The organism is Ruegeria sp. BF6 (assembly GCF_056538665.1).
On record NZ_JBQFTN010000007.1, the window covers coordinates 91,322 to 115,814 of the forward strand.

The window sequence follows — 24,493 nt, forward strand, 5'->3', positions numbered from 1 at the left end:
TCAGGTAAAGGCCGTCAGAAACACGAAAATCGCCGCCGACATAGCCGCAGCCGCTGGTACGGTAATTACCCAAGCCGCCACAATCGTCATGAAATGCGAGCGACGCACAAGCTTGCGGCGCTGACGCTCTTCGCGGGCGAGGCGCTGTTCGGCGGGGCGCTGGCGGTTCGTTTGCTTCCAGCGGCGATCCGAGTGCCATTCGCGGTAGAATCCAACTCCGAACACGGCACCCACGGCGATGTGGGTGGAACTGACCGGCAGTCCCAGCCAACTGGCCACGATCACCGTAATTGCAGCCGATAGCGCCACACAGAACGCGCGCATCGGGTTCAGTTTGGTGATCTGGCTGCCCACCATCCGGATCAGTTTGGGGCCGAACAGGAACAGACCGAACGAAATCCCAAAGGCACCAATCACCATGACCCAGCTTGGGATCGCCACTTTCGAGGCGAAATCGCCAAACTCAGCCGCGTGTACGATCGCGGCCAGAGGGCCAACCGCATTGGCAACGTCATTGGCGCCGTGCGCGAAGCTGAGAAATGTGGCCGAAATCACTAGCGGCAGGCCAAACAGTGTTTTCAGAGACTTGGTGCGGTTTTCCATCCCTTCGGACTTGCGCCGTACCCATGGCACCGTAACCGACCAGGCCAGCAGGCCCGAGGCCAAACCGATCAGCAGAGCCATCTCCAGCTCGATCTTCACGATCCGCTTCAGGCCTTTGACGGCCAGATAGGTGGCAAATGCCGCCGCCATGACGGCGACAAGGATGGGAACCCATCGCCGAGCAGCGGCGATCTTGTCGTCCTGATACTGGATCTTGGTCTTGATCAACGCCAAAAAACACGCTGCAATCACCCCGCCCAGAACCGGTGAGATCACCCAGCTTGCGGCGATGGCGCTCATCGTGCCCCAGCTGACAGCGCTCAGACCTGCTGCAGCAATGCCTGCGCCCATCACGCCCCCAACGACCGAATGCGTGGTCGAAACCGGTGCACCGACCCAGGTGGCAAGGTTGACCCACATCGCCGACGATATCAGCGCGGCCATCATCGCCCAGATGAATACATTGCTGTTCTGAACCGAGGCCGGGTCGATGATTCCCTTTGAAATGGTCGAAACCACATCTCCGCCAGCCAATAGCGCGCCCGCGCTTTCTGCTATGGCCGCGATAATGATCGCACCGCCCATGGTCAGAGCATTTGCGCCAACTGCAGGCCCCATGTTGTTGGCCACATCGTTGGCGCCGATATTGACCGCCATATAAGCCCCGAAAACCGCTGCCGCGACTACGATCAAACCGCCATCGGCCTGTCCGAAAAACACTGCAGCCGACAGACCGGCCAATGCGATAAAGGCCAGTGCGATGCCGGGTGCCATCATCGGGCGCGCAACATGGACACTCGCACTTTCGACACGCGAGATGCGGTGCAGGTCGTTGTCCAGCGCCTGCCAACGGGGTTTTGTAGTCATGTTCGACATGGGATTTCGCGGCTTATTTGCGTTGCCGCACGCGGCTAGACGGTTTCACGAGCGTGAGCAACCGCTTTGTCTTCAATTTTTTGCGAAACTGTTACAGTTGGAGCAGTATGTCGCGCAGTTCCGGCTCATTTACACGTTCAGCCGCAGTCGCAGGAGCCACCCAAGCCCGCTTGCGTTCATCTGCTTCTGGAAACGCATTCGCAAGGTCCTGAACCTCGATCCGGTAGACACTGGTCAACACTGGCAGGGCCGAGCCGTTGTTCAGGATTTTCTCGTAGGTAAAATGGCCTATCGGCTCTTTGGCAAGGCTGACTCCGCGCACGCCAGCCTCTTCCCAGGCTTCCTGCAGGGCGGTTTCTGCACCATCCTTGCCATCGATCGGCCAGCCCTTGGGGATGATCCAGCGTCCGGTATCTCGGCTGGTGATCAGCAAAACCTCTGTTCCGGTCTCGCGTTCCCGGGTGCACAGCGCAGCAACCTGCACCCGCTTGGGGCGTAGGAATATGGGTCGTGCGACCTCCTCCCAGATGTTTCGCAACCATTTTGTCATGAGTTGATTAATTGCACGCGCGTTACCGTTAAGCCGCAGAGATATAGCAACGCAAAGCTGCATCTTCAATGAGCCTTTTTGGGAAGTTAGTGTGCCTTCGTCGCCTGCCCAGACATTTAGTTGAAAACCTGAACAAAAGGTCAATCGCGGTTTTGTCTCCTTCGTTTGGAGCGCAGGGTGGGGTCGGCTTGGGTTGGGTCTTCGGGCCAGGGATGTTTGGGGTATTGCGCGCGCATATCCTTGCGAACGTCCGCATATGATCCCGCCCAAAAACCCGGCAGGTCCCGAGTGATCTGGATCGGGCGTTGCGCCGGAGACAGCAGGGTGATCTTCAGCGCCTCGCCGCCCACTACGGGATGGCGGGTTACTCCGAACAATTCTTGCAGGCGGACCGAAATCTCGGGCACTGCGCCCCCGTACTCAATCGGTACTTTGCGCCCCAGCGGTGTTTCAAACGAGCCCGGCGCGCGGCGGTCCAGCTCTTGCGTCTGGTTCCAGTCCAGCCGGGCACGCAGGGCGGGCAGCAGGTCAAACCGTTTCCACTCGTCGACACTACGCACACCCGAGAGCATCGGCAGCAGCCAATCTTCAAGGGTTTGGGTCAACCCCTCGACGGTGAAATCGGGCAGATCCGCTCCCTCGGCCCGCACCAGTTCCACCCGTGCGGCGAGCCGCGCCGCGGCACCGTCCAGTCGCAGGCCAAGATCGCGCACACCGTTCAGCATGGCATGTGCCACCACATCGTCAGGAACGTCCTTCCAGATGCGGTCGCTCAGAGTGATTGCACCGAATCGCTCTTGTTGGCGCGCAACGACCCGACGGTCGCGCTTTGACCATTCGCAACTGTCTACCCATTCGATCTGATCCGCAAACAGATCGCGGATTTCCCGTTCCGATATCTGGGCCGCCATGCGCACGCGTGCCTCACGCGGGTTGCCGTCGGTATCCGTGACCACCAGATAGGGCGCGGCGGCCAGCGTGTCGCTACTGTCCAGCACAACCCCTTTGCCGCCCGACAGGACATAGCGCGGCACATCGCCGTTGCGGCGCTGTCCGATCCTGTCGGGATAGGCCAGCGCGGCCATGGAGGCGGGACTTAGGTCGGAGGAGTTGCCTTGTTTGCGCAGCCGTTTGGCTTCGGCCTTGATCCGATCCACTGCTCCCGGCTTCACCTGCCAGACCCGGTTGCGTTGAAATGCGCGAATGTCGCGCAATGCTTCCAGCCGCAGCAGCATATCCGCCGGGGCACCTTTGAGTGGATCGCGGTCGGCCATCAGTGCGGCCAATGGCGCGGCGCCTGATCCCGCCCGAACCAGCATATGCCCCAAACGCGGGTGCAGAGGCAGCGCGGCCAGCGCGCGCCCGTGATCGGTGATCCGCCTCTTGGTATCCAGCGCGCCCAGCATGTTCAGCAGGGCCTCGGCCTCGGCCATGGCGCCGTCAGGCGGCGCCGTCAGGAAGGCCAGATCGCCCGGCCCCGCGCCCCAAAGCGCCAGTTCCAGGGCCAGCCCGGTCAGGTCGGCCGCCTCGATTTCGGCCGGGGGATAGGCGGCCAGAGCGCCTTCTTCTCCCTTGGACCACAACCGATAGCAGACCCCTTCGGCTACGCGCCCGGCGCGGCCTGCGCGCTGGGTGGCCTCGGCCCGCGTCACGCGCTCGGTCATCAGCCGTGACATGCCCGAGCCTGGATCGAAACGCGCCCGCCGCGCTTGGCCCATGTCGACCACAACACGGATGTCGGGAATGGTCAGCGAGGTTTCGGCGATCGACGTGGCCAGCACCACTTTGCGCCCCTCGTCAACCGGCGCAATCGCGGTTCGTTGGGAGGAAAAGGGCATCGCTCCGAACAAGGGACGTACCACGCAATCGCCAGGCAAACGTCCGGACAAGGCGGTCTCGACCCGCCGGATTTCGCCCTCGCCGGGTAGGAACACAAGTACACCGCCGCCGGTTTTGCGCGTGTCCCTTTCAGCCTGAATCACAAGATCGACCAGAGCGTCCAATCGCCTTGCCTGCGCAGCCAAAGGCCGGTCCAGCCAGCGGGTTTCGACCGGATAGCTGCGCCCTTCGGAGGTGACCAATGGGGCCTTCATCAGCCGCCCAACAGGCTCAGCATCCAGTGTCGCGGACATGGCCAACAGGATCAGGTCGTCCCGCAGCGCGCCGGTGACTTCCAGGCACAAAGCCAAACCCAGATCAGCGTTCAGGGACCGTTCATGGAATTCGTCAAAGATTACCGCACCGACACCTGGCAGATCGGGATCGGATTGCAGCATTCGGGTCAGGATGCCCTCGGTGACCACCTCGATCTGCGTTGATTTCGAAACTTTGGTGTCGCCGCGCACCCGGTAGCCGACCGTTTCACCCGCGCGCTGACCCAGCGTTTCAGCCATGCGTTCGGCGGCTGCGCGCGCGGCCAGCCTGCGCGGTTCCAGCATTACGATCTTGCCGTTGCACAAGCCCGCGTCGAGCATTGCCAAAGGCACCCGTGTAGTCTTGCCCGCACCTGGAGGCGCTTGTAGCACGGCGCGGCCCGAGGCCTTTAGGGTCGCAAGCAGGTCAGGGATGGCGTCGTCGATGGGCAGGCGTGTCATGCGGGCTTTATCCGCCAACCGCCCGGCAAGGTCCAGTTCCGACGCACTGCGGCAATTCTCACGGTTCTTGGCACTGGACAAACCCCGTTCCGCTACGCCATCAAGGCGAAAATCGGGTAGGGGGACGTGCATGAATACCGCTGAGCTGGGCGACAGGATTTTGAACGGTGAACGCCGCGCGCTGGCTCGGGCGATCACTCTGGTCGAAAGCGGCCGCGACGACCACCGGGCGCAGGCGACCGAGTTGCTGGCCCATGTGGCCAAGTCTCAACGGCAATCCTTGCGCATTGGTCTGTCGGGGACGCCAGGGGTAGGTAAATCCACCTTTATCGAAAGCTTCGGTATGATGCTGATCAGGCAGGGGCTGCGCGTAGCGGTTCTGGCGGTCGATCCCAGCTCGGCTCGGTCTGGAGGCTCGATTTTGGGCGACAAAACCCGGATGGAGCGTCTGAGCCGTGAGAAAAACGCCTTTATCCGTCCGTCGCCCAGCCAGTCGTATCTGGGTGGTGTCGCGCGCCGAACGCGCGAAGCGATTGCCCTATGCGAAGCGGCTGCCTTCGACGTCGTCCTGATCGAAACTGTGGGGGTCGGTCAGTCGGAAACCGTGGTTTCGGAAATGTCGGATCTGTTCCTGTTGCTGCTGGCCCCGGCGGGCGGGGACGAACTGCAGGGCGTCAAGCGTGGCATCATGGAAATGGCCGACATGATTCTGGTCAACAAGGCGGACGGAGACCTGAAGGCCACCGCAACCCGAACCTGCGCCGACTACGCTGGGGCCCTGCGCCTACTGCGCAAACGCCCGCAAGACCCAGAGGGGTTCCCCAAGGCGATGACGGTCTCGGCGGTCGAGGAACATGGGTTGGAGGGAGCGTGGTCCGAGATGCAATCCCTCACCCAGTCGCGCCGAGAACGTGGCCACTGGGACACGAACCGGGCGGCGCAAGCGCAGTACTGGTTCGAGCAGGAGGTGCGCGCCGCGCTTTTGGCGCGGCTGACTACTGCGCAGGCGCGGGCTGACATGGAAAACTTGGGCGCCCAGGTGCGGGCAGGCGGGCTGAGCCCCTCAGCGGCTGCGGAAACCATGCTGATGTCACTGATCCCGCGTTAGCAATTGCCCCGGACTTGGGTGCAGCGGACTTTCCATCCAGAGTTGTGTTGTGACCTGACGGTGGCGCAGAATAGTGTTATTCTGACACCCTCGACGTACAGGACCGGTCCGAATGCCCCGCATAAATGGGACAAATAGCGACGACGATATCGACGTCACAAACAATAGCGGTACCCTGAACGGGAACCCGCAGGGATCTCCGATTGACAATATCCGGGGGCGGGGTGGTGATGACGACATAAATGTCACCAACAGTGTCATCGCCGACAACGTGCTCGGCAATGCCGGAAGTGACACCATAACGGTTACCAACAGCACCATTGGCGACCGCGTTGCATCGGGGTCGGATGCCGACACCGTTGACATCACCGGCTCGACCGTTGGGTCCATTCGTCTGGGGGGCGGTGACGATACTCTGAATTTCAGCAGTACATCCGTCGACGGCGATATCCGCGGTGGCAACGGAACGGACACGCTGAATCTACCCGTAGGGACGGTGATCAATGACAGCGTTTTCGGCACCATCACGGTTGAGGATGGTGTCGGCTATTCGTTGTCCAGTGGCACATTTACCTTGCCGTCCGGGATCGCGGTCACGTATTCGACGTTCGAAAACGGCTCGGGGGTTCCCTGCTTTACCCGCGACACCGCTGTACTGACGCAGACCGGAGAACGCCCGATTCAAGATCTGCGGATCGGGGATATGATCCCCACCATGGAGGACGGGCTGCAAAACATCCGGTGGATTGGTCGCCGTGGGTTTGACCGGGCTGCATTGCTGAACAATCCGCGCCTTTGGCCGGTTCGCATCCTGACAGGGGCGCTGGGCACCGAGCTGCCCCGGCGCGACCTGCTGGTTTCGCGTCAACACAGGATGCTGGTGCAGTCAAAGATCGCGGAACGCATGTTCGGTACATCCGAAGTGTTGATCCCGGCGATCAAATTAACCGTTTTGCCGGGGATTTTCGTCGATGAATCTGTTGCGGGGGTGGAGTATTTTCACCTGTTGTTCGACCGCCATCAGGTGATCTTCGCCGAAAACGCCCCGACCGAAAGCCTGTTCACCGGGGCCGAGGCCCTGAAATCGATTGGTGTCGACGCAAGGCGTGAGATTTTTGAAATTTTTCCAGAACTGATCGAAAAGCGACTGTCTCCGATGCCTGCGCGGTTAATTCCGCGTGGGCGGCAGCAGGCGCGCCTGCTGGAACGGCACCGAAAGAACAACAAACCACTGTTGCGGGCACAAACCTATCCGGTCAGTGACGTCGGCTTAAAGAATTCGCGTGATCCGTCTTGACCCTTCCTGCGATTCCCACTACACGCATCCAACCAGTTTTCGGGCGCGACTTCGGGTTGCGCCCCTTGTGATTTGGCCGAGGGTGTAATGCCCGGCCTCCAGAAACAAAGGAAGAAACCATGTCGCGCCGTTGCGAACTGACCGGAAAAGGCCCGATGACTGGCAACAATGTCAGCCACGCCAAAAACAGAACTCGTCGCCGTTTTCTGCCCAACCTGAACGACGTTACCCTGCAGTCCGAATCCCTGGGTCGTGGCGTCAAGCTGCGCATCTCGGCTGCTGCGCTGCGCTCGGTTGACCATCGCGGTGGTCTGGACGCGTTCCTGGCCAAAGCCAAGGACGAAGACCTGTCGGCAAACGCGCTGAAAGTGAAAAAGGAAATCGCCAAGGCACAAGCCTCGGCCTAAGCCCTTTTTACTTGAGAAGAATTCGGCCCTGTACCGCAAGGTGCAGGGTCTTTTCTTTCGTGGGCTGTTCCTGAATTGGAACTAAAATTCACCCCTTGGTGATATTGTTCACATACACCTTGCTCTGCTCGCCTTATGTTTAGTCATATTCATCTGGCGGAGTTCTGTTTCATGTCTTTCAAATTATCTGATTATCTCTCCCTGTTGGCGGCCTTTTTAGGCAAAACGTTTGGGACATGCTTTCGGATGCAACGACAGGTGAACAGGTTGCATACGAGCCTGACCAAAGGATCTGTCAAACGTCCTGGCGTGGACAGCTGATACGTAACCTGAAATATCGGGCTTCGGGCGCATCCGTTTGCGCTTGAAGCCCGCTTTGCGTCGGGCTTATATCTGGCGCAGAATGAAACATTTTCTGAACAGATTCCTGCCTTTGGCACTGTCACTGCTCGTTATTCTTACGGGGCAGGGGGTGTCCGCATCTCGCGGAATGGATAGGGCGGTGGGGCAGGTGGTGCTGTGCACAGGCTCGGGTCCGGTGGTGGTCTATATGGACGCCGGGGGCCAGCCGACGCATCCGCCGCATTTCTGCCCCGACTATGCGCTGACCCTTTTGGGTGCGATTGCGGTCGCGGCACCCGAATTGCCTGTGGCACCGGCGGCAGCACTGCCCGCGCCCGTGCACAAGGCAGAAAACCTGATTGCGCTTCCGGTACCGTACAGACCGGCGCGTGCGCCGCCGGTTCTGTTTTAGAAAATTCTCCATTCCTATCAAATATCTAAGTAAGGAGAGACGCGATGTCCCTCAAATCCAAACTGCTCGCCACTTTGGCTGCCGCAACCTTGGCCACAACTGCTTTTGCGCAGGATACAATTTCTGTCGATGACGCCTATGCCCGGTCGTCGGGCAAATCGGCCAAGGCAGGTGCGGCCTTCATGATGATCCAGAACACCGGTGAAGCTGACGACCGGTTGATCGGCGCGGAATCCGATGCGGCGGCGCGGGTCGAACTGCATACCCATCAGGTCGATGACAGCGGCGTGGCCAAGATGGTGCATGTCGAAGAAGGTTTTGCCATCCCTGCGGGCGAAACCCATATGCTGAAACGTGGTGGCGACCATGTGATGTTCATGGGGCTGACCGCTCCGTTCGAACAGGGCGCAACGGTTCCCGTAACCCTGATCTTTGAAAAGGCGGGCGAGGTTGAGATCGAGATTCCCGTCGATCTGGAGCGTCAGGACGAGGGCGGTCACGGGTCGCATTCGAACTGAGGCTACGCCTGTCTTCAGGCCGCGTTGCGGCCGTCATCCATACGTCAGGCCGGGCTTTGCCCGGCCTGTTTGCGTTGTGGCGAATGGTTCAGCGATTGACCACCCGCATCGCCACGCGATCATGGGCGCGTTTGAAACGGGCGGTCAGCCAGAACATCACAGCCGAAAAGGCCAGTGCCCCGAATGCGATAGCCCAGCCCAGCGCCACCATGCCGCTTCCGGGCCAGAAGATCAGCGCCAGACCGATCACCAGCGCCACGATCCCCGAGTTGCGGACCGAAGCGGCATCGGGGTGTTGATCCGACATCTGCCGCCAAGCCATAAGAGAACCAACACCCATGATCAGCGCCCATGCGCCCAGCAGGAAGAAGGTCAGCCGGGCCACGCCCTCGGGCCAGATCAGTAAGATCAACCCGATCAACAAGGCGCCGATCCCGGCGCCTCCAATCAGGCCGCGTCGTCCAAAGCCCAGCAAGGTCAGGCCGCCGTCGAACACCAGCAACAGGCCGACCAACCGCAACAGCAGTGAGATGCTGCCCGTCGGCCAGAACAGGGCCGCGATGCCCAGCGCTCCGGCCAAAACCCCGCGCACCAGGAAGGTCCACCACAGCCCCGCCAACTGGTCACCCAGCGCGTCGCGGTCGTCCAGACTGTCGTCATCAAGGATTTCTTCGCGTGGAAACTGGGGGTCTGTCATGATGCTCTCCCGGCGTGTTAGGCCTTTATTATAAACAGGAAAATTTGCTGCTGTCTGCGGGGTTTGCTACCAGATTATCCCAGCAACCCCTGGACCCAGCGTGGGACAGTTTCTGACGCGGGGCCGAGGATTACGTCGTCAAAACTGGACGCGCCATCCGACGGGGCGAGGTTAAGCTCGACTGTTTGCGCGCCGGACATGCGGGCCTCGTGCACGAAGGCAGCAGCGGGGTAGACCTGACCCGAGGTGCCGATGGCCGCGAACAGGGTTGAATTGGCCAGATGGTCATAGATCGCGTCCATGTGGTACGGCATTTCACCAAACCAGACCACATCCGGTCGCGCTTTGGGGGCGTTACAGGCCGGGCAGTTTTCGCCAACCGCCATTTCAGGTGGAGCGGGCCAACGGTGATCGCAAGCCGCACACAGCGCCCCGGCCAGCGTGCCATGCATGTGGAACACGTTTCGGGCGCCGCCAACCTCGTGCAGGTTATCGACGTTCTGAGTGACGATCACCACGTCGCCGCGAAAGTCCTGTTGCAAGCGGGCCAACGCCTGATGCGCTGCGTTAGGCAAGGCCTTGGCTGCCTGAACCCGGCGGGCGTTGTAGAAGCCATGGACCAGAGCCGGATCGCGGGCAAAGCCCTCGGGTGTGGCGACATCCTCGATCCGGTGCTTTGCCCACAGGCCGTCTTCATCGCGGAACGTGCCCAGCCCGCTTTCGGCTGAGATCCCGGCCCCTGTCAGAATGACGATCTTTTCCATCTTTGCCTCACGCGGTACACCTTGGCCTATGACCCATCGTATCCTCTTTGTCTGTCTCGGCAATATTTGCCGTTCTCCCGCTGCCGAAGGTGCGTTTCGCGCCCGTGCTCCCCAACACATGACCGACAGTGCCGGGACTTCGGGCTGGCATATCGGCGATCCGCCCTATGGGCCGATGCAGACGGCGGCGCGAGCACGGGGTATTGAACTGAGCGACCTGCGGGCGCGGCAATTCGGGACCGAGGATTTTGATCGGTTTGACCTGGTCATTGGTATGGATGCCGAGAACATCAGGAACATTGAGTCCTTGCGGCCTGCAGGGAATGAGACCCCGGTCCGCCTTCTGACCGATTTCGCGCCGCAGGCAGGAGCCGACCACGTGCCCGACCCTTACTATACGCGGGATTTTGAAGGGGCGCTGGACCTGATCGAGACCGCCGTGGCGGGGCTCGACGCGTATCTGCAGACCTAGCCCATCACCTTCAGGCGGTCGGTAAGCCACGGCAATTGCGCCAACGCCGGATCGACGATCTGGTTGCGCATCAGACGACGCATCATGCCTGCAACTTCTTGTGGAACCTGATCGGACCAGTCGGTACGGGTGAACAGGGAAATCGTGCGTGCAAAATCCCCGAACGGGGCGGGATGCGCTTCGAGTGAATCGTGAAACCGGGTTGCCCGCATGTAGCCCAGAGGCGTGGTAATAGCCCATCCCAACCCGCGCGCAACCATCGCCATCAGCGCCAGATGTGAGCCGATTTCGAACCGCTCTTCATAGTCCAGTCGCTGCCGGGCCAGATGTGCCTCGATCTGGCGGCTGATCAATTGTTCGCGGGCATAGCGCAAGAAGGGAAGTTCCTGAATGGCATTCTCAACCCCTTTGGGCGTCACCAGGATGAATGGGTCCTGCACCAGGGGGTATTCGATCACGCCCTCCAGCACCTCGCCGGAATGGGCCGAAACCATAAGATGCAAACGTTGGGCTTCTAGCTCTTCGAACAAATCCAGGCTGGGCAGGGTGAGCAGCTTGAAGTTCGAACGGGTCAGGCTGTCGGCCAGCAGGGTCGCAAGCCGAGGCGTCAGGTCATTGTCGAAATCGTCGATCAGCCCGATGGACAGGGTGGTCAGATGGCCCAGGTCCATCACGGTCAACTCGCTCTGAGCCATTTGCAATTCGGCCAGCACTGCCTCTGTCCGGGTCAGAAAGCTGCGCCCCGCCTGCGTCAGTCGCATAGGGCGGCGCCCGTGATCGACCAGATCGGTCCCCAGGGCGTTTTCCAGATTGCGCAACTGCTGCGACACCGAGGGCTGGCTGAGCCCCGTGATCTCGGCAGCCTGCGCCACCGAGCCAGTCCGCGCCAGCGCCTCGAACACTTCGAGTCCGCGCAGGGTCAGCCCTTTTATAAGCATGCAACATCCTCTCGCTGCGCCTTTTCTGAGGGGCAGCGAGCGTCAGGTCAAGGATTTGAAGCGGGTCAGTTGCAGATTGCCTGCGCCATCTGGCCGAAGTTCCGATACCGGTCCCACAGCGCATCATCGCGCGCGGTTTTCGACATCTTCAGCTCTTGCGCCTGATGGGGATCGTTGAACCATTTGGCGACAGTCTTCTGGTCGCTGCGGGTGAGCGCCTGATCCGCGACGCGCTGGATGCAGCTACACCGGTCCCGCGTTGCGGCCGTACGGTCGGACGTCAGACACGCTCGTTTGATCTGCGCCGCGTCCACTGTCGGAGCCATCGCCGTCAGCGATGCCGCACAGAATGCGATTAAGAGAAACTGTTTCATGCTCGAGCCTCGTTTTTGCCTGCCCGGACGGGTCTGTTGCCCCTCTCGGTCTGGGCAGGAGTATGAATCAAACGGGGGAAGGGATCAATTGTTTTGACAGCCAAATCAAACGGTGTTGATTTGCTGGGGATAAAACAGCACGCTGAGGTGCGTTGGAAGCGAGTATGAGCAGTCGAATTATAGGGTAGACAAGTGAATTCTATCAGGTCGTTTTTTATTTCAGCGTTACTTTGTTTGTCGCCGATTATGGCTTTGTCGGATACGCCTTCTTTGCAAGGTAAAGATGCGCCGGAATTCATAGAGGCGGTTCAGGCGTGGTTGAATGGAGAGGATTTGACAGCATTACAAAGCTTGTCTGATCAGGCACAAAAGGGCAACGCAGCTGCGCAGATCTTGCTGGCTAGCATCGCTGGCCGGAGTAGTTTCCACGCGCATGTAACTTCTGAAATGGCTCGGAAAGTCCGCATAGCTCTGTTACGAAAACCCGGCGGTCTGTCGGGAAAGTCATGGCTAACAGAAGCGCAAAACTCTGAGCCTTTGGCCCTTGCATTACTGCAAGCTGCCAAGTTCGAGGATAAAGCGCCTGCAATCGCAGTGCTAGTCGAGCTTGGTGAGCCAATAACAGCAATGCTTGCAGCGCAATCCATGCTCTACGATGGCAGAGGGGCTGATTTGGTTGAGGTTTTGCGAGGCCTTGACCACAAATTGCCCGAAGAAGCCAGTATCTTCCTATTCTGGGCATTGTACCTACAGACACATAGTTCGGACGGTCCAAATTATGGAGGTTCGGCATCGCTGGCCTGGCTTAATACTGGAGATGATCGCTTCAAGGCGTCCGAGCTAGCTTGGGGCATTTTCGCTCCAAGAGAATTGATTCATGACACCGATATCCGGGAGGCAGCGGCTAAACTTAGCGCAGAGATAGTGGCTTGGACCCCCATTCGTAACTTTTGCAGCGATTACTGTGCGGATGAGATTTCCGATTGTACCGTTACCGCTGCTGCGTTGCTGTCCTCTCCTTACTCTCCGAGAAGCCCGCTACAGAGCTTGATTGCCAATGAAGACTATTGGGCGAGTGAACGCATTGAAGGGGACGTCGCGCGCACAATCATAGACCTCAGGGATTGGAGGTCTGATTCAGACTATGGATACAATCAGTGCTTTATATCCAATATGCAGCAACTTCAGCACGCGCATTGGCCTTAACAAGGCGTGCCGCGACAACACGAGACAAACTCCGAAATCAGGTGCGACGCCACGTACCAGTATCGAGCCAATTTCTAGGCAACTTGCAATGAGAGTGTTTTGGCTACGGCAGATCACCTTGAACCATTGACCACAGCCCATTTCCGACGCATATCCCCAACCCATGACAGACCTCGCTCATATCCGCAATTTCTCCATCGTCGCGCATATCGACCATGGCAAATCCACCCTTGCTGACCGGCTCATCCAAGAGACCGGAACGGTCAAGGATCGCGACATGAAGGAACAGTTGCTCGACAGTATGGATATCGAGCGGGAACGCGGCATCACCATCAAGGCCAACACGGTCCGCATCGACTATACCGCCGACAACGGCGAGCAATACGTGCTGAACCTGATCGACACCCCCGGTCACGTGGACTTTGCCTATGAGGTCTCGCGATCCATGCGTGCGGTCGAGGGCTCGCTGCTGGTTGTGGACTCGACCCAAGGGGTCGAGGCGCAAACGCTGGCCAACGTGTATCAGGCCATCGACGCCGATCATGAGATCGTGCCGGTGCTGAACAAGATCGACCTGCCCGCGTCCGACTGTGACCGCGTGGCCGAACAGATCGAGGATGTGATCGGCATCGACGCGACCGACGCCATTCAAGTCAGTGCCAAGACGGGGCAGGGCATCCATGAGACGCTGGAAACCATCGTAAAACTACTGCCCGCACCAAAGGGCACTCTGGACGCGCCGCTCAAGGCGATGCTGGTGGATTCGTGGTACGACGCCTACCTGGGCGTCATCGTTCTGGTCCGCATCATGGACGGCACGCTGAAAAAGGGGATGCGGGTCAAGTTCATGTCGAACAACACCCTGCACCATGTTGACCGGGTCGGCGTGTTCCGGCCCGAAATGCAGATGATCGACTCCTTGGGCCCCGGCGAGATCGGCTTTCTCACCGCGTCCATCAAACAGGTCCGCGACACCCGCGTCGGTGACACCATCACCAATGACCGCAACGGCGCCGAGGTCGCCCTGCCGGGCTTCAAGCCCGCGCAACCGGTGGTCTTCTGTGGCCTCTTCCCCGTGGACTCGGCTGAATTCGAAGACCTGCGCGACGCGATCGATAAACTGGCGCTGAACGACGCCAGCTTCAGCTTTGAAATGGAAACCTCGGCCGCACTTGGCTTTGGCTTCCGCTGCGGCTTCCTTGGCCTTCTGCACCTTGAGGTCATCCGTGACCGCATCGAACGCGAATATGATATCGAGCTCATCACCACCGCGCCGTCGGTGATCTATCACGTCTACATGAAAGACGGCGAGATGATCGAGCTGCACAACCCCGCCGACATGCCCGACCCGTCCAAGGTCGATCATATCGAAGAGCCGCGCATCAAGGCGACCATTCTGGTGCCCGACGAATACCTCGGCGACGTGCTGAAACTGTGCCAGGACCGCCGCGGTATCCAGCTGGACCTGACCTATGCGGGCAGCCGCGCCATGGTCGTCTATGACCTGCCGCTGAACGAGGTTGTCTTTGACTTCTACGACCGCCTGAAATCGGTGACCAAGGGCTATGCCAGCTTCGACTACCAGATGACCGGCTACACGCAGGACAATCTGGTCAAGATGTCGGTGCTGGTGAATGACGAACCGGTCGATGCGCTGTCGACCATGGTTCACCGCGACCGGGCCGAGATGCGGGGCCGGGCGATGTGCGAAAAGCTCAAGGACCTGATCCCGCGCCACATGTTCAAAATCCCGATCCAGGCCGCCATCGGAGGCAAGGTCATCGCCCGAGAGACCCTGTCCGCCTTGCGCAAGGACGTGACTGCGAAGTGCTACGGAGGCGACGCCACACGGAAACGCAAACTGCTGGACAAGCAGAAGGCGGGTAAGAAGAAAATGCGCCAGTTCGGGAAGGTCGATATCCCGCAGGAGGCGTTTATTAGCGCCTTAAAAATGGACAGCTAAAATGCTGGCCATTTTTACGGCGAGTGGGCGAAAGCGGTTGGCGCAGCCGACTGCGTGCCCACATGGTGGAGCGTGATAGCGACCGAGTTTCCCAAGTAGGGTGCTCTACTATCGGCACGATCGCTCGATGTACTCTAGTTGGCAAATCTTCTTGGATACGGCCAATCATCCCAAGAACGATGAGGTAGATTCGGTCTGCGTCTGCTAGTACTTCGTCAATACTTTCTTTTGTCACGGCACTTGTTGAACGTTTGAAGATAGGGTCCTTTCTCGAGCCAGTGTTCGTCACATAGTCAACACGAAGGAAACCGTTCAGCGATCCGAAAAAAGCGCCATGTGCGGCCATATGTCGGTTACCAACAAACCTTGCTATCCAATCTGATAACGCTGACAAGTCTTCATCGAATCCGAAGTTTTTGGCGAGTTCGCTAGACTTTTTCAATTCTCTGATGAGTTCTTTTGTAGGGAGCTTTCGCACTTGGCAGTACCGATCAAACCAGTCTTTGTTTTCTGGCTTCAATTCTTCAAGGCAAACAATCAGCGCACTTACCCAAAGTTCAATGTGAGCGCAGGTTTGTAGATAGAGCCCTAAGCAATAAGCGAACTCTTTTGGAAGCAATCCTTCCATAGCCGTGCCTTTGTCAGGAAATTGTTCACTCATGTATTTGCTCGAACAGGTTCTGTCTCAATCAGCTGATTGAGCGCGAAAAAAGTAGCTGCAGCAAGAGCTTATTTCCATTTTTTGCTTTGTGCCGCAGTCAAATCAACCCACCCGCCCGGCGGCACCGCCGGGCCGCGTCATGCTGAAAGCATGCCTCCGGCATGAACCGCCCCTGTCAAACCGAATGTTTGCCTCCGGCAAAACGGGCTGCGCGTTTGCGCACCCCTCGGGCCGGCGCTGCCCTCAGTTCTTTGATCGAACAGTATTCATTAAACGTAGGGCGGGCTTCAGCCCGCCATTTGCCTGACCGAACCAACGCGAATTAATTGGATGGAGATGGCGGGCTGGAGCCCGCCCTACGGGTGAAATGGTGGGTTGAAAACCCACCCTACGTAGGATGGGTTTTCAACCCATCACTCGCACTGTGACCCACCTCACAGCCCCAACCCCTCACACCTGCTACACTTGACCCAACGGAACCCTCGGCAGGAGGCGCAGATGTCCACATCCATGATCCCCATCATCGCCCTCGGGTCGGCGGGTCTCTATTCCGTGGCCATGATCGCGATGAAGTTCTGGTGGAAACTCCCCGGCGTGGGCCTTGGCCTGCTGATCGTTGCGACCCTGCTTGCCGGAGCAACGCTGGAGCTTGCAGCGCTGCGCGAGGAACGGCTGGGCATCATCTATACCGGCATTCTGGGGGCCGAGGTCATCCTGATCGCCATTGCCTCGTATTTTTTGTTCGGAGAGAATTTCTCGTACCGTGAGGTCGCGGGGATTGGCCTTGTTTTGGTGGGAACGGCACTGGCATGGGCCTGATCGCGCTGCGCTTTCTGACACAGATCAAGGAGGGTTCCTGATCTCAATTCTATGGTCCGCGGAAACAGACTGGTAAAAACGAGGCCGCTATGTCGCCGCTGACACTGATCCTTCACATCTTCCTTGGTTCCACCCTTGCCGGGTCCGCTGTGATTGCGGTTCTGGTCATGGGCCACGCATCGTGGACAACCCTGCTGATCGCTGCGGTTGTTGGGTTTGTGGCGGCGTTTCCGGTCTCGTTTCTGGTGGCCCGCAAACTCGAAAGCTGAACGCCCGGTTTAGACGCAAAGATCGGAATGTGTTATCCTCCGCGCGGGGGACCGCGTTCAGGCGGTTTTTTCTTTACATGCTTGCAACGCCTGACCCTCAGAAATGAGAGGTTATTATGCACAAGTTCCTAATTGCGACCGCAACCACAGCCCTGACGCTCGGCCTGTCCGCAGGCCTGTCCGTGGCAGAAACCTATGACGCCACCAGCAAAGGCATGGGGACGAATGCGAACCAGGTCTATGGCATCTCGGACAGCCACGCGGTGGTGAATACGCAGACCGATTACGAAAGTTTCGAGGTCGCTGCCGGGCACCCTCTGGAAGGGGCGAGTGGATCGTGCTTCGGCGCGGTGCTGATCAATGGGGCCGGGGTCTCGGGCACCGGGAATTGCGTGTTCGACACTGCCGCAGGGGAAAAGGCGGTGATGACCTGGACGGCCACGGGGATCGGTGAGGACGGCGCCTTGACCGGTGAATGGACGGTTTCGGGCGGCTCGGGCAACTGGGCCAGCGCAACCGGAGGTGGAAGCTTTTCATCTCTGACCGACCCCGATACCAGGAAATTCGTGAATACGATCAATGGTAGTATTTCGGTCGAATAAAGTAACTTTTACAATGAATTAAGGCGGGGACTGTGTCCCCGTCCCCTGGGTCGTCTGAGGGATCAATGAACCACAGATGAAGTTTCCCTTAGGTAAGTTGTATCCGGCTCTCTCGCTTCCAATCTGTCTAGCAGGCCAAGGACGGCCACTGTTTTGGAGGAGAGAGCCAATGACCAGATACATGACTGCCGGAGCAGCCGCTCTGGCCGCGACCCTCACCCTTGGAACGGCCGCTTTGGCCGATGCGCCGGACCTGCGCGGAACATGGCTGGGGTCGTATACGACCGTCTCGCCATCTCATACGCATCGCGGCGATGAACCCCGGTTCAATCAGGCCGAGTGGATGCTGGATATCCAGATTCAGGAGGAAAACGTCTTCTGGGGCCCCAGCAAATGGCGGCGCGATGGCGACACCGAGTGGAATGTGAATGAGGCCACCGGCACCATCAGCCTCGATGGGTCAGGCAGCATCGGGATCATCGAAACCTCACCACTGGTCATCGGTGCGAATGCGTTGATCGATGCCCGGTACGAAGACGGAAAGATATTTGCGGATTTCCGTAGCCTGCGAAACGGAACGACCTACAGCACCGTTCTGGAACGTCAGGTGAACTGAAGCGTCTCCGGCCCGAGCGGTATGTAGGGGGTACTGGCTGCGATGTGGTGCAGCGCATAATAGGTAATCCCGGTCGGGTCGGAGCGCTTCGCAGGAGACGGAACCAAAGCCTCTGACGGAAAGAGGCAGGTCGGACGGCCACTGCGCTGCCTGCAACAGGGTTTGGATCGCTACATGCCGAATTGAGGTATAGCCCGACATGGGCGATCCTGAGCTCGTGAACCTTCAGCACGGCGTTGCAGGGGGAGCAGGGCGTGCGTCCGGCTCTGGTTCCGTTTCCATGTCTATTGGATGTGTGAGACTCGGGCTGTATTCGAATCGCGGAACCGAAAATCGGCACAGGACACGCAATTTTCAAACTTAGGTGTCGTTTTAACCCCTTTGCAGTCGCAGAAACGCAGTCTGAATGGGCGTTTTGGCGTTGCGCAAAGTTTTCCTGCCTCAAACTGGCCGTGTCGCGCGACTTCCAGAGTTATCCCCAAAACGCTCCCAAAGGATATAAACACGTTATCCCCGGCTAAATTTCATGCTGCAGTGCTATTCTCTTGCCGGACCCCGGCCCTGGTGCAACGATCACCCTACCACAAAGGTTCCCAGGAGCCTGGGTGGGGCGCAAAGGCCAGGGGGTCGGCGCTGTGAGGGCGAATTTTAGGATTTGACTCGTTGCGCAGAGACTTACCGGTGGATGGACAGTTGATCGGGATTACGCATCCGGGTCAGGTGACCAGCCTCTCAGAAGGCCGGCGCGGGCTGTGAGGTGCCTGTTGGCGCGGCATGGCGGCCGTGGTTCCTATCAGGGCCAGGGCAACTGGCTCGGGACGTCCCCCGGACGTGTCGACCCGGCAAGGCGTCAGGAGTGTCCGCTAGGATACGTGCATGGACAGCGTCCGCGCACCTGACGCCTTTTCCTTTTGCCGTATTTCGGCTTGAAACAGGCTGCCAATTTACCCTTGTTTGACAGGAAAGCGGGATTTTGTGTGTTCACAAGACCCGCTGTCCTGTCGGAAACGCAATGCAACGCCTATCCACCTGCAAGCCGAACCCTGCGGCAGGTCGGCTGATTTTCAACTGTATGCTGGGTGCCCGCTTTGCGACCTAACGATACCTAGGGCGTCAAAGGTTCTCCTGAACGTCCGTGGCTGCGTTCTGAATCGCGTCACCCGCTTTCTCAATGTCTTTGCCAGCGCCCTTTGTGGTTTCGCAGGCGGTGAGGGTGAACAGGGCAAGCCCAATCAGAAATGCACGGATCATCAGTATCTCCATTCGTGTTAGTCTTGTGTTGCGTAGCAGTTTTCCTTGAATTGAACCAGTGCTTTGAGGCCTGTTTGGTCTTTAAGGGTCGCCGAACCAAGCACGGCGATCAGAACGCGACAGGATTGTGCAATCAGCCTTTGTCTTCGCCGCAGAACATATCGTAGATCAGTTCGATCAAGCGACGGGGGCGGTCATCCGCCAGACGATAGTAGATCGCCTTGCCCTCGCGGCGTGGCGTTACCAGACCTTCAAGGCGCAAACGGGACAGCTGCTGGGACACGGCCGCCTGACGGGCGGACAGCAACCCTTCTAGCTCGGTTACTGATTTTTCACCTGACACCAGATGGCACAGGATCATCAAGCGACCTTCGTGGCTGATGGCTTTTAGGAAATTCGACGCGCGCGTTGCGTTTTCAACCATCTTGTCGAACGACTCGGGAGGCATATCTTGCGAAAGCTGGGGAAGGGCCATCGTTTTTTCCTTGTTTGCTCGAAAACAGAGCGGGCTTTGAGTGCGGGTTCTCAGAGTTGAGAGCCTTGATTACATATTTTGCGCATGTATTTCCATATGCATGAATCAAAATGATGTGATGTGAGGGCGTCTATTTGTGTGGCGCTGTCCGAACTGGTTACGAAAGAGCAGGTTCAACACTCAAATTCCGGCTGCAGGGCATGAAGTCTCCGGTCCCCCTTGCAGCCCCCCTGTGGCGACACTAAGACTTGGGTAACGTTTCTTCGGGTAATGTCCCGATCCATAGCAAAGCAGGCAGGTTCAGAATGTTCGATCCAGTTGATACCTATATGAATACGCTCGTCCCGATGGTGGTCGAACAGACCAGCCGGGGCGAACGCGCCTACGATATCTTCTCGCGCCTTCTGAAAGAGCGGATCATCTTCATAAACGGGCCGATCCATGACGGGATGAGTCATCTGGTCGTTGCCCAGCTGCTGCATCTCGAGGCGGAAAATCCCAGCAAAGAAATCTCGATCTACATCAACTCGCCTGGCGGTGTTGTGACCAGCGGTTTGTCGATTTACGACACAATGCAGTATATCAAGCCGAAATGTTCAACATTGGTCATCGGTCAGGCGGCTTCGATGGGGTCAGTTTTGCTGGCCGGTGGCGAGAAGGGAATGCGGTTCTCGCTGCCCAACAGCCGCATCATGGTGCACCAGCCCAGCGGTGGCTATCAGGGTCAGGCTAGCGACATCATGATTCATGCGGCCGAGACGCAGAAGCTGAAGGATCGCCTGTATGACATATACGTGCGTCATACCGGCCAGACCAAAAAGGCGGTTGAAAAGGCGCTGGATCGTGACAATTTCATGAGCCCGGAAGAGGCGAAAGATTGGGGTCACATCGACGAAATCGTCGAAAACCGCGCCAAAATGGACGGTGACGAGGCCTAAGGTTGAGCCTCTGTGCGCGTTGTGCGGAGGCGCATTTTGAGATTGTAGCCGTCTCGGTGCTGGCCTAAGCTGCACCAATAGGCGGCAAGCGGTCCGAGGGGGACCGCAGGGACGAAGCCCGAAAGGTAGAACATGGCGACGAATTCAGGCGGCGACGGCAAGAACACGCTCTACTGTAGCTTCTGCGGCAAAAGCCAGCATGAGGTGCGCAAGCTGATTGCTGGACCGACCGTTTTTATCTGCGATGAATGCGTCGAACTGTGCATGGACATCATCCGCGAAGAGACGAAGGCCAGTGGGCTGAAATCTTCGGATGGTGTTCCGACACCCAAGGACATTTGCGAAGTTCTGGACGACTATGTGATCGGTCAGGCCACGGCAAAGCGGGTTCTGTCTGTTGCTGTTCACAATCATTACAAGCGGTTGAACCATGCCCAGAAAGCGGGCAGCGATATCGAGTTGGCCAAGTCCAACATCCTGCTGATCGGCCCGACCGGTTGCGGTAAGACCTTGCTGGCGCAGACGCTGGCACGAATTCTGGATGTGCCGTTCACCATGGCGGATGCGACCACGCTGACCGAAGCCGGTTATGTGGGTGAAGATGTCGAAAACATCATCCTGAAACTGCTGCAGGCCAGCGAGTACAACGTCGAACGTGCGCAGCGCGGCATCGTCTATATCGACGAGGTCGACAAGATCACGCGCAAGTCCGAGAACCCCTCGATTACCCGCGATGTGTCGGGTGAGGGCGTGCAACAGGCTCTGTTGAAGCTGATGGAAGGTACTGTGGCCAGTGTGCCGCCGCAAGGCGGCCGCAAGCATCCGCAACAGGAATTCCTACAGGTGGATACCACGAACATCTTGTTTATATGCGGTGGTGCGTTTGCCGGTCTGGACAAGATCATCGCGCAGCGCGGCAAGGGGTCGGCCATGGGCTTTGGCGCCGATGTGCGCGACAATGATGAGCGCGGCGTGGGCGAAATCTTTAAGGATCTCGAACCGGAAGACCTGCTGAAGTTCGGCCTGATCCCGGAATTCGTCGGACGTCTACCGGTTCTGGCGACGCTGGAAGATCTGGACGAGGATGCTCTGGTCACCATCCTGACCAAGCCCAAAAACGCTCTGGTCAAGCAGTACCAGCGCCTGTTCGAACTGGAAGATGCCGAATTGGCCTTTACCGACGATGCGCTGAAGTCGATTGCGAAGAAAGCCATCGAACGGAAAACTGGTGCGCGTGGTCTGCGTTCGATCCTGGAAGATATCCTTCTGGATACGATGTTCGAACTGCCGGGCATGAAGAACGTGACCGAAGTTGTGGTCAACGAAGAAGCCGTGTCGTCCGACAAGCAGCCTTTGATCATCTACGCGGATGCGGCTGAATCAGCCTCGGCCGGATAAGTCCAAACCGAATTACCAATCACGGCGCGGCACTGACCGCGCCGTTTTCATGTGAGGCGCACTATGACGATCAAACGCATATCCTCAGGCGGAGAATTTGAGGCCAAAATCGGCTATTGCCGCGCGGTGGTTGCCGGTGGTTGGGTTCATGTCGCCGGAACGGTCGGGCAGGGTGATGATGTGGTCATTCAATGCCGTTCCGCACTCGAAACGATCGAAAAGGCACTGACCAAGGCCGGGGCAAGTTTTGCCGACGTTGTGCGCGTGACCTACATGCTTCCGGACCGGTCAGAATTCGAACCTTGCTGGCCGATTCTGCGGGAGTATTTCGGTGACAACCCCCCGGTCACAACGATGATTGAATGCGGTTTGATCGACCCGAAATATCGGATCGAAATCGAGGTAACGGCATATTCGCCGGAATAGCAGGTGCGGCCCTAGTGGCACTGGACCTTGGCGAACCTTTGGTCCATATCTGCAGGAACAGAAATGTCGGAGGCAGCCGATGGGTATCCTGAACAGTCTTTTGCGGGCCGTGACCTGGTGGAACGGGGCCACCTTGAACACGCAGATCTATACTGCGCGGAAAGGTGAGAAAGTCGGTGAAGACAACGAAGGCAATATCTTCTACCGCAATGCTGACGACAGCAAGCGCTGGGTGATTTTCAACGGCGAAGCCGAGGCTAGCCGGATCGACCCCGATTGGCACGGATGGTTGCACCGCACTTGGGATGAGCCGCCGACCGATAAGCCGCTGCAGCACAAGTTCTGGGAAAAACCGCATCAGGAGAACCTGACGGGCACAGCTCTGGCTTATACCCCTGCGGGGTCATTACGCCGGCAAGATCCGGTCAAGCGCACGGATTACGAGGCCTGGAGCCCGGAATAGACGAGGCGAGCAATGTCGACCTATAACGTTACCGAAGTTCTTGTCGGTGGGGCCGTTCTGGCCTGCGCCGTAGCCTTTGGCGTTTATGCCAGCCAGTCCACCGGCCTGTCGCAGGGTGCCGCTGGATATCAGCTTGAGGCATCTTTCCGCTCGCTCGAAGGTGTGGGTGTGGGCACAGACGTGCGTCTGGCCGGGGTAAAGATCGGCACTGTAACGGGCGTAACTCTGAACCCGGACACCTATCGCGCGGACACGACATTCTCGATTGCGGACGGCATCCAGGTGCCTGATGACAGCGCCATCGTCATTTCGTCCGAAGGTTTGCTGGGCGGTAATTTCGTTGAAGTGATGCCGGGCGGTTCTCCGTTCTATTTTGAGCCCGGCGATCAGGTCGAAGACACGCAAGGCGCTGTAAGCCTGATCTCGCTGCTGGTCAAATTCGTGGCCGGGGACGGCGGCGAATGAGGTGTTTTGCCCTGATCGCGGCGCTGCTGGCCGCCACGGGCGCAGTTGCACAGCAAAAGGCGCAGTCAAGCCCCGGGGCGATCCTGCGGGGCTTGGATAAGGTCAATGGCCAGACCGTAGATGTGGAAATGCAGAACGGCGAGACCACAACGGTTTTTGGTCTGGACGTGGCGCTTGGGGAATGCCGGTACCCGGCTGAGAACCCGACCGGTGATGCTTTTGCCTATCTGACGATCTGGGAAAAAGGCAAGCCGGATCAATTGTTTGATGGTTGGATGATTGCCACATCGCCGGCGCTGAACGCACTGGATCACGCGCGTTACGACGTCTGGGTAATCCGCTGTATAACCCCTTCGGGTGACTGATCCAGTGGTGCGGTAAAATCTGCGCTCGCGCTGATCGCGTCATCCAGATCCCGCCGGTATTGCGTTCGGGGAATTTCAATCGCACCCAATGACGCCAGATGCGCAGTCAGAAACTGCGTATCGAACAACTGAAACCCGGATTGCCGCAGGCGATCCACCAGATAGGCCAGAGCGATTTTTGACGCGTCCTTCCGGCGCGAGAACATGCTTTCCCCAAAGAATGCAGCTCCCAGTGCAACACCGTAGACGCCGCCAACCAGATGGTCGGCCTCCCACACCTCAAGCGAGTGCGCGTGGCCCAAGTCGTGAATTTGCAGATAAAGGTCCCGCAACTCGGCGTTGATCCAAGTGTCTGCGCGATCCGCGCAGCCATCGACGACCCTGGCAAAGTCCTGATTGATCGTTACTGAATACCCGCATTTGCGGATACGGCGCGCAAGGCTACGCGAAACATGAAAGCCGTCGAGGGGAAAGATACCGCGAAATTTGGGATCAACCCAGAACAGCTCTGCAGCGTCGCGGTTCTCTGCCATCGGAAAAATGCCGATGGAGTATCCGTGCAATAAGAGTTCCGGGGAAAGGCTCATGCAGAATGCCCGAAGGTCGAAGGGTTGGCACCCTTCG

Annotated in this window: 29 protein-coding genes; 18 read left to right on the forward strand and 11 right to left on the reverse strand. The window is 58.5% G+C overall.

The annotated features are described in order from the left end of the window. The 3 genes from ACR0IM_RS15850 to hrpB form a co-directional block, all read right to left on the reverse strand. Positions 1-1,479 carry an inorganic phosphate transporter gene (locus tag ACR0IM_RS15850; protein WP_480682504.1) on the reverse strand — a complete coding sequence of 493 codons (1,479 nt, stop codon included), beginning with the start codon at positions 1,477-1,479 and terminating at the stop codon, positions 1-3. Positions 1,480-1,570: 91 nt separating this feature from the next. Further along, positions 1,571-2,029: an NUDIX hydrolase gene (locus ACR0IM_RS15855; protein ID WP_480682505.1), complete on the reverse strand. Its 459-nt coding sequence runs from the start codon at positions 2,027-2,029 to the stop codon at positions 1,571-1,573. 140 nt (positions 2,030-2,169) lie between these two features. Further along, positions 2,170-4,623 carry an ATP-dependent helicase HrpB gene (gene hrpB, locus ACR0IM_RS15860; protein WP_480682530.1) on the reverse strand — a complete coding sequence of 818 codons (2,454 nt, stop codon included), beginning with the start codon at positions 4,621-4,623 and terminating at the stop codon, positions 2,170-2,172. Positions 4,624-4,753: 130 nt separating this feature from the next. Here hrpB and meaB point away from each other — a divergent pair, with 130 nt between their 5' ends. From meaB to ACR0IM_RS15885, 5 genes are all read left to right on the forward strand, one after another. After that, positions 4,754-5,731: a methylmalonyl Co-A mutase-associated GTPase MeaB gene (gene meaB, locus ACR0IM_RS15865; protein WP_480682506.1), complete on the forward strand. Its 978-nt coding sequence runs from the start codon at positions 4,754-4,756 to the stop codon at positions 5,729-5,731. 112 nt (positions 5,732-5,843) lie between these two features. Beyond that, positions 5,844-7,028 carry a Hint domain-containing protein gene (locus ACR0IM_RS15870; RefSeq protein ID WP_480642989.1) on the forward strand — a complete coding sequence of 395 codons (1,185 nt, stop codon included), beginning with the start codon at positions 5,844-5,846 and terminating at the stop codon, positions 7,026-7,028. A gap of 119 nt (positions 7,029-7,147) precedes the next feature. Next, positions 7,148-7,435 (forward strand): 50S ribosomal protein L28, encoded by a 288-nt coding sequence (gene rpmB / locus ACR0IM_RS15875; protein ID WP_480593850.1) that lies wholly within the window; start codon positions 7,148-7,150, stop codon positions 7,433-7,435. Positions 7,436-7,838: 403 nt separating this feature from the next. Beyond that, positions 7,839-8,189: a hypothetical protein gene (locus ACR0IM_RS15880; RefSeq protein ID WP_480682507.1), complete on the forward strand. Its 351-nt coding sequence runs from the start codon at positions 7,839-7,841 to the stop codon at positions 8,187-8,189. 44 nt (positions 8,190-8,233) lie between these two features. Continuing rightward, complete coding sequence (locus ACR0IM_RS15885) at positions 8,234-8,707, forward strand: copper chaperone PCu(A)C (RefSeq protein WP_480682508.1); 474 nt, start codon at positions 8,234-8,236, stop codon at positions 8,705-8,707. 88 nt (positions 8,708-8,795) lie between these two features. Here the strand turns inward: ACR0IM_RS15885 and ACR0IM_RS15890 are convergent, their stop codons facing one another. Further along, complete coding sequence (locus ACR0IM_RS15890) at positions 8,796-9,404, reverse strand: HdeD family acid-resistance protein (protein WP_480682509.1); 609 nt, start codon at positions 9,402-9,404, stop codon at positions 8,796-8,798. 74 nt (positions 9,405-9,478) lie between these two features. Further along, on the reverse strand, positions 9,479-10,168 hold the full coding sequence (locus ACR0IM_RS15895; protein ID WP_480682510.1) for an NAD-dependent deacylase: 690 nt from the start codon (positions 10,166-10,168) through the stop codon (positions 9,479-9,481). A 28-nt stretch (positions 10,169-10,196) separates the two neighbouring features. Here ACR0IM_RS15895 and ACR0IM_RS15900 point away from each other — a divergent pair, with 28 nt between their 5' ends. Continuing rightward, complete coding sequence (locus ACR0IM_RS15900) at positions 10,197-10,640, forward strand: low molecular weight protein-tyrosine-phosphatase (RefSeq protein WP_480682511.1); 444 nt, start codon at positions 10,197-10,199, stop codon at positions 10,638-10,640. Here ACR0IM_RS15900 and ACR0IM_RS15905 read toward each other — a convergent pair. Both ACR0IM_RS15905 and ACR0IM_RS15910 read right to left on the reverse strand, forming a co-directional pair. Next, positions 10,637-11,578, reverse strand: a complete 942-nt coding sequence (locus tag ACR0IM_RS15905) for a LysR family transcriptional regulator (protein ID WP_480682512.1) — start codon at positions 11,576-11,578, stop codon at positions 10,637-10,639. The two genes, ACR0IM_RS15900 and ACR0IM_RS15905, sit on opposite strands and share 4 nt — an antisense overlap. A gap of 65 nt (positions 11,579-11,643) precedes the next feature. Further along, positions 11,644-11,952 (reverse strand): hypothetical protein, encoded by a 309-nt coding sequence (locus ACR0IM_RS15910; RefSeq protein ID WP_480593844.1) that lies wholly within the window; start codon positions 11,950-11,952, stop codon positions 11,644-11,646. Between the two features lie 192 nt (positions 11,953-12,144). Here ACR0IM_RS15910 and ACR0IM_RS15915 point away from each other — a divergent pair, with 192 nt between their 5' ends. Continuing rightward, positions 12,145-13,158 (forward strand): hypothetical protein, encoded by a 1,014-nt coding sequence (locus ACR0IM_RS15915; protein ID WP_480642993.1) that lies wholly within the window; start codon positions 12,145-12,147, stop codon positions 13,156-13,158. A gap of 163 nt (positions 13,159-13,321) precedes the next feature. Then, positions 13,322-15,121, forward strand: a complete 1,800-nt coding sequence (gene lepA / locus ACR0IM_RS15920) for a translation elongation factor 4 (protein ID WP_480682513.1) — start codon at positions 13,322-13,324, stop codon at positions 15,119-15,121. On the opposite strand, the gene ACR0IM_RS15925 is transcribed toward lepA, so the two are convergent. Further along, a complete protein-coding gene (locus ACR0IM_RS15925) occupies positions 15,096-15,782 on the reverse strand; it encodes a hypothetical protein (protein ID WP_480682514.1) in 687 nt (228 codons plus the stop codon). The genes lepA and ACR0IM_RS15925 overlap by 26 nt on opposite strands. A 498-nt stretch (positions 15,783-16,280) precedes the next feature. On the opposite strand from ACR0IM_RS15925, the gene ACR0IM_RS15930 reads away from it, so the two are divergent. The 4 genes from ACR0IM_RS15930 to ACR0IM_RS15945 all read left to right on the forward strand — a co-directional run bounded on the left by ACR0IM_RS15930 (position 16,281) and on the right by ACR0IM_RS15945 (position 18,088). Beyond that, positions 16,281-16,601, forward strand: a complete 321-nt coding sequence (locus tag ACR0IM_RS15930) for a hypothetical protein (RefSeq protein ID WP_480593839.1) — start codon at positions 16,281-16,283, stop codon at positions 16,599-16,601. Between the two features lie 89 nt (positions 16,602-16,690). After that, a complete protein-coding gene (locus ACR0IM_RS15935) occupies positions 16,691-16,870 on the forward strand; it encodes a CTP synthetase (protein WP_480643533.1) in 180 nt (59 codons plus the stop codon). A gap of 116 nt (positions 16,871-16,986) precedes the next feature. Next, a complete protein-coding gene (locus ACR0IM_RS15940; RefSeq protein ID WP_480682515.1) occupies positions 16,987-17,472 on the forward strand; it encodes a hypothetical protein in 486 nt (161 codons plus the stop codon). A 169-nt stretch (positions 17,473-17,641) separates the two neighbouring features. Continuing rightward, a complete protein-coding gene (locus ACR0IM_RS15945; protein WP_480593836.1) occupies positions 17,642-18,088 on the forward strand; it encodes a hypothetical protein in 447 nt (148 codons plus the stop codon). 1,113 nt (positions 18,089-19,201) lie between these two features. Here ACR0IM_RS15945 and ACR0IM_RS15950 read toward each other — a convergent pair. Then, positions 19,202-19,339, reverse strand: coding sequence for an entericidin A/B family lipoprotein (locus ACR0IM_RS15950; RefSeq protein ID WP_480593835.1), 138 nt, complete (start codon positions 19,337-19,339; stop codon positions 19,202-19,204). Between the two features lie 133 nt (positions 19,340-19,472). Then, on the reverse strand, positions 19,473-19,814 hold the full coding sequence (locus tag ACR0IM_RS15955; RefSeq protein WP_480593834.1) for an ArsR/SmtB family transcription factor: 342 nt from the start codon (positions 19,812-19,814) through the stop codon (positions 19,473-19,475). Between the two features lie 305 nt (positions 19,815-20,119). On the opposite strand from ACR0IM_RS15955, the gene ACR0IM_RS15960 reads away from it, so the two are divergent. From ACR0IM_RS15960 to ACR0IM_RS15985, 6 genes are all read left to right on the forward strand, one after another. Next, positions 20,120-20,752 (forward strand): ATP-dependent Clp protease proteolytic subunit, encoded by a 633-nt coding sequence (locus tag ACR0IM_RS15960; protein WP_058282412.1) that lies wholly within the window; start codon positions 20,120-20,122, stop codon positions 20,750-20,752. A gap of 132 nt (positions 20,753-20,884) precedes the next feature. After that, positions 20,885-22,150 (forward strand): ATP-dependent Clp protease ATP-binding subunit ClpX, encoded by a 1,266-nt coding sequence (clpX, locus tag ACR0IM_RS15965; protein ID WP_058282413.1) that lies wholly within the window; start codon positions 20,885-20,887, stop codon positions 22,148-22,150. A gap of 63 nt (positions 22,151-22,213) precedes the next feature. Next, positions 22,214-22,576 carry a RidA family protein gene (locus tag ACR0IM_RS15970; RefSeq protein ID WP_480682516.1) on the forward strand — a complete coding sequence of 121 codons (363 nt, stop codon included), beginning with the start codon at positions 22,214-22,216 and terminating at the stop codon, positions 22,574-22,576. A gap of 79 nt (positions 22,577-22,655) precedes the next feature. Beyond that, positions 22,656-23,039 (forward strand): NADH:ubiquinone oxidoreductase subunit NDUFA12, encoded by a 384-nt coding sequence (locus tag ACR0IM_RS15975; protein WP_480682517.1) that lies wholly within the window; start codon positions 22,656-22,658, stop codon positions 23,037-23,039. 12 nt (positions 23,040-23,051) lie between these two features. After that, complete coding sequence (gene mlaD / locus ACR0IM_RS15980) at positions 23,052-23,504, forward strand: outer membrane lipid asymmetry maintenance protein MlaD (RefSeq protein ID WP_480593831.1); 453 nt, start codon at positions 23,052-23,054, stop codon at positions 23,502-23,504. After that, positions 23,501-23,869: a DUF2155 domain-containing protein gene (locus ACR0IM_RS15985; RefSeq protein WP_480682518.1), complete on the forward strand. Its 369-nt coding sequence runs from the start codon at positions 23,501-23,503 to the stop codon at positions 23,867-23,869. The genes mlaD and ACR0IM_RS15985 overlap by 4 nt, the downstream gene beginning before the upstream one ends. Here ACR0IM_RS15985 and aat read toward each other — a convergent pair. Then, positions 23,824-24,456, reverse strand: coding sequence for a leucyl/phenylalanyl-tRNA--protein transferase (aat, locus tag ACR0IM_RS15990; RefSeq protein ID WP_480682519.1), 633 nt, complete (start codon positions 24,454-24,456; stop codon positions 23,824-23,826). The genes ACR0IM_RS15985 and aat overlap by 46 nt on opposite strands. Positions 24,457-24,493: the final 37 nt, after the last annotated feature.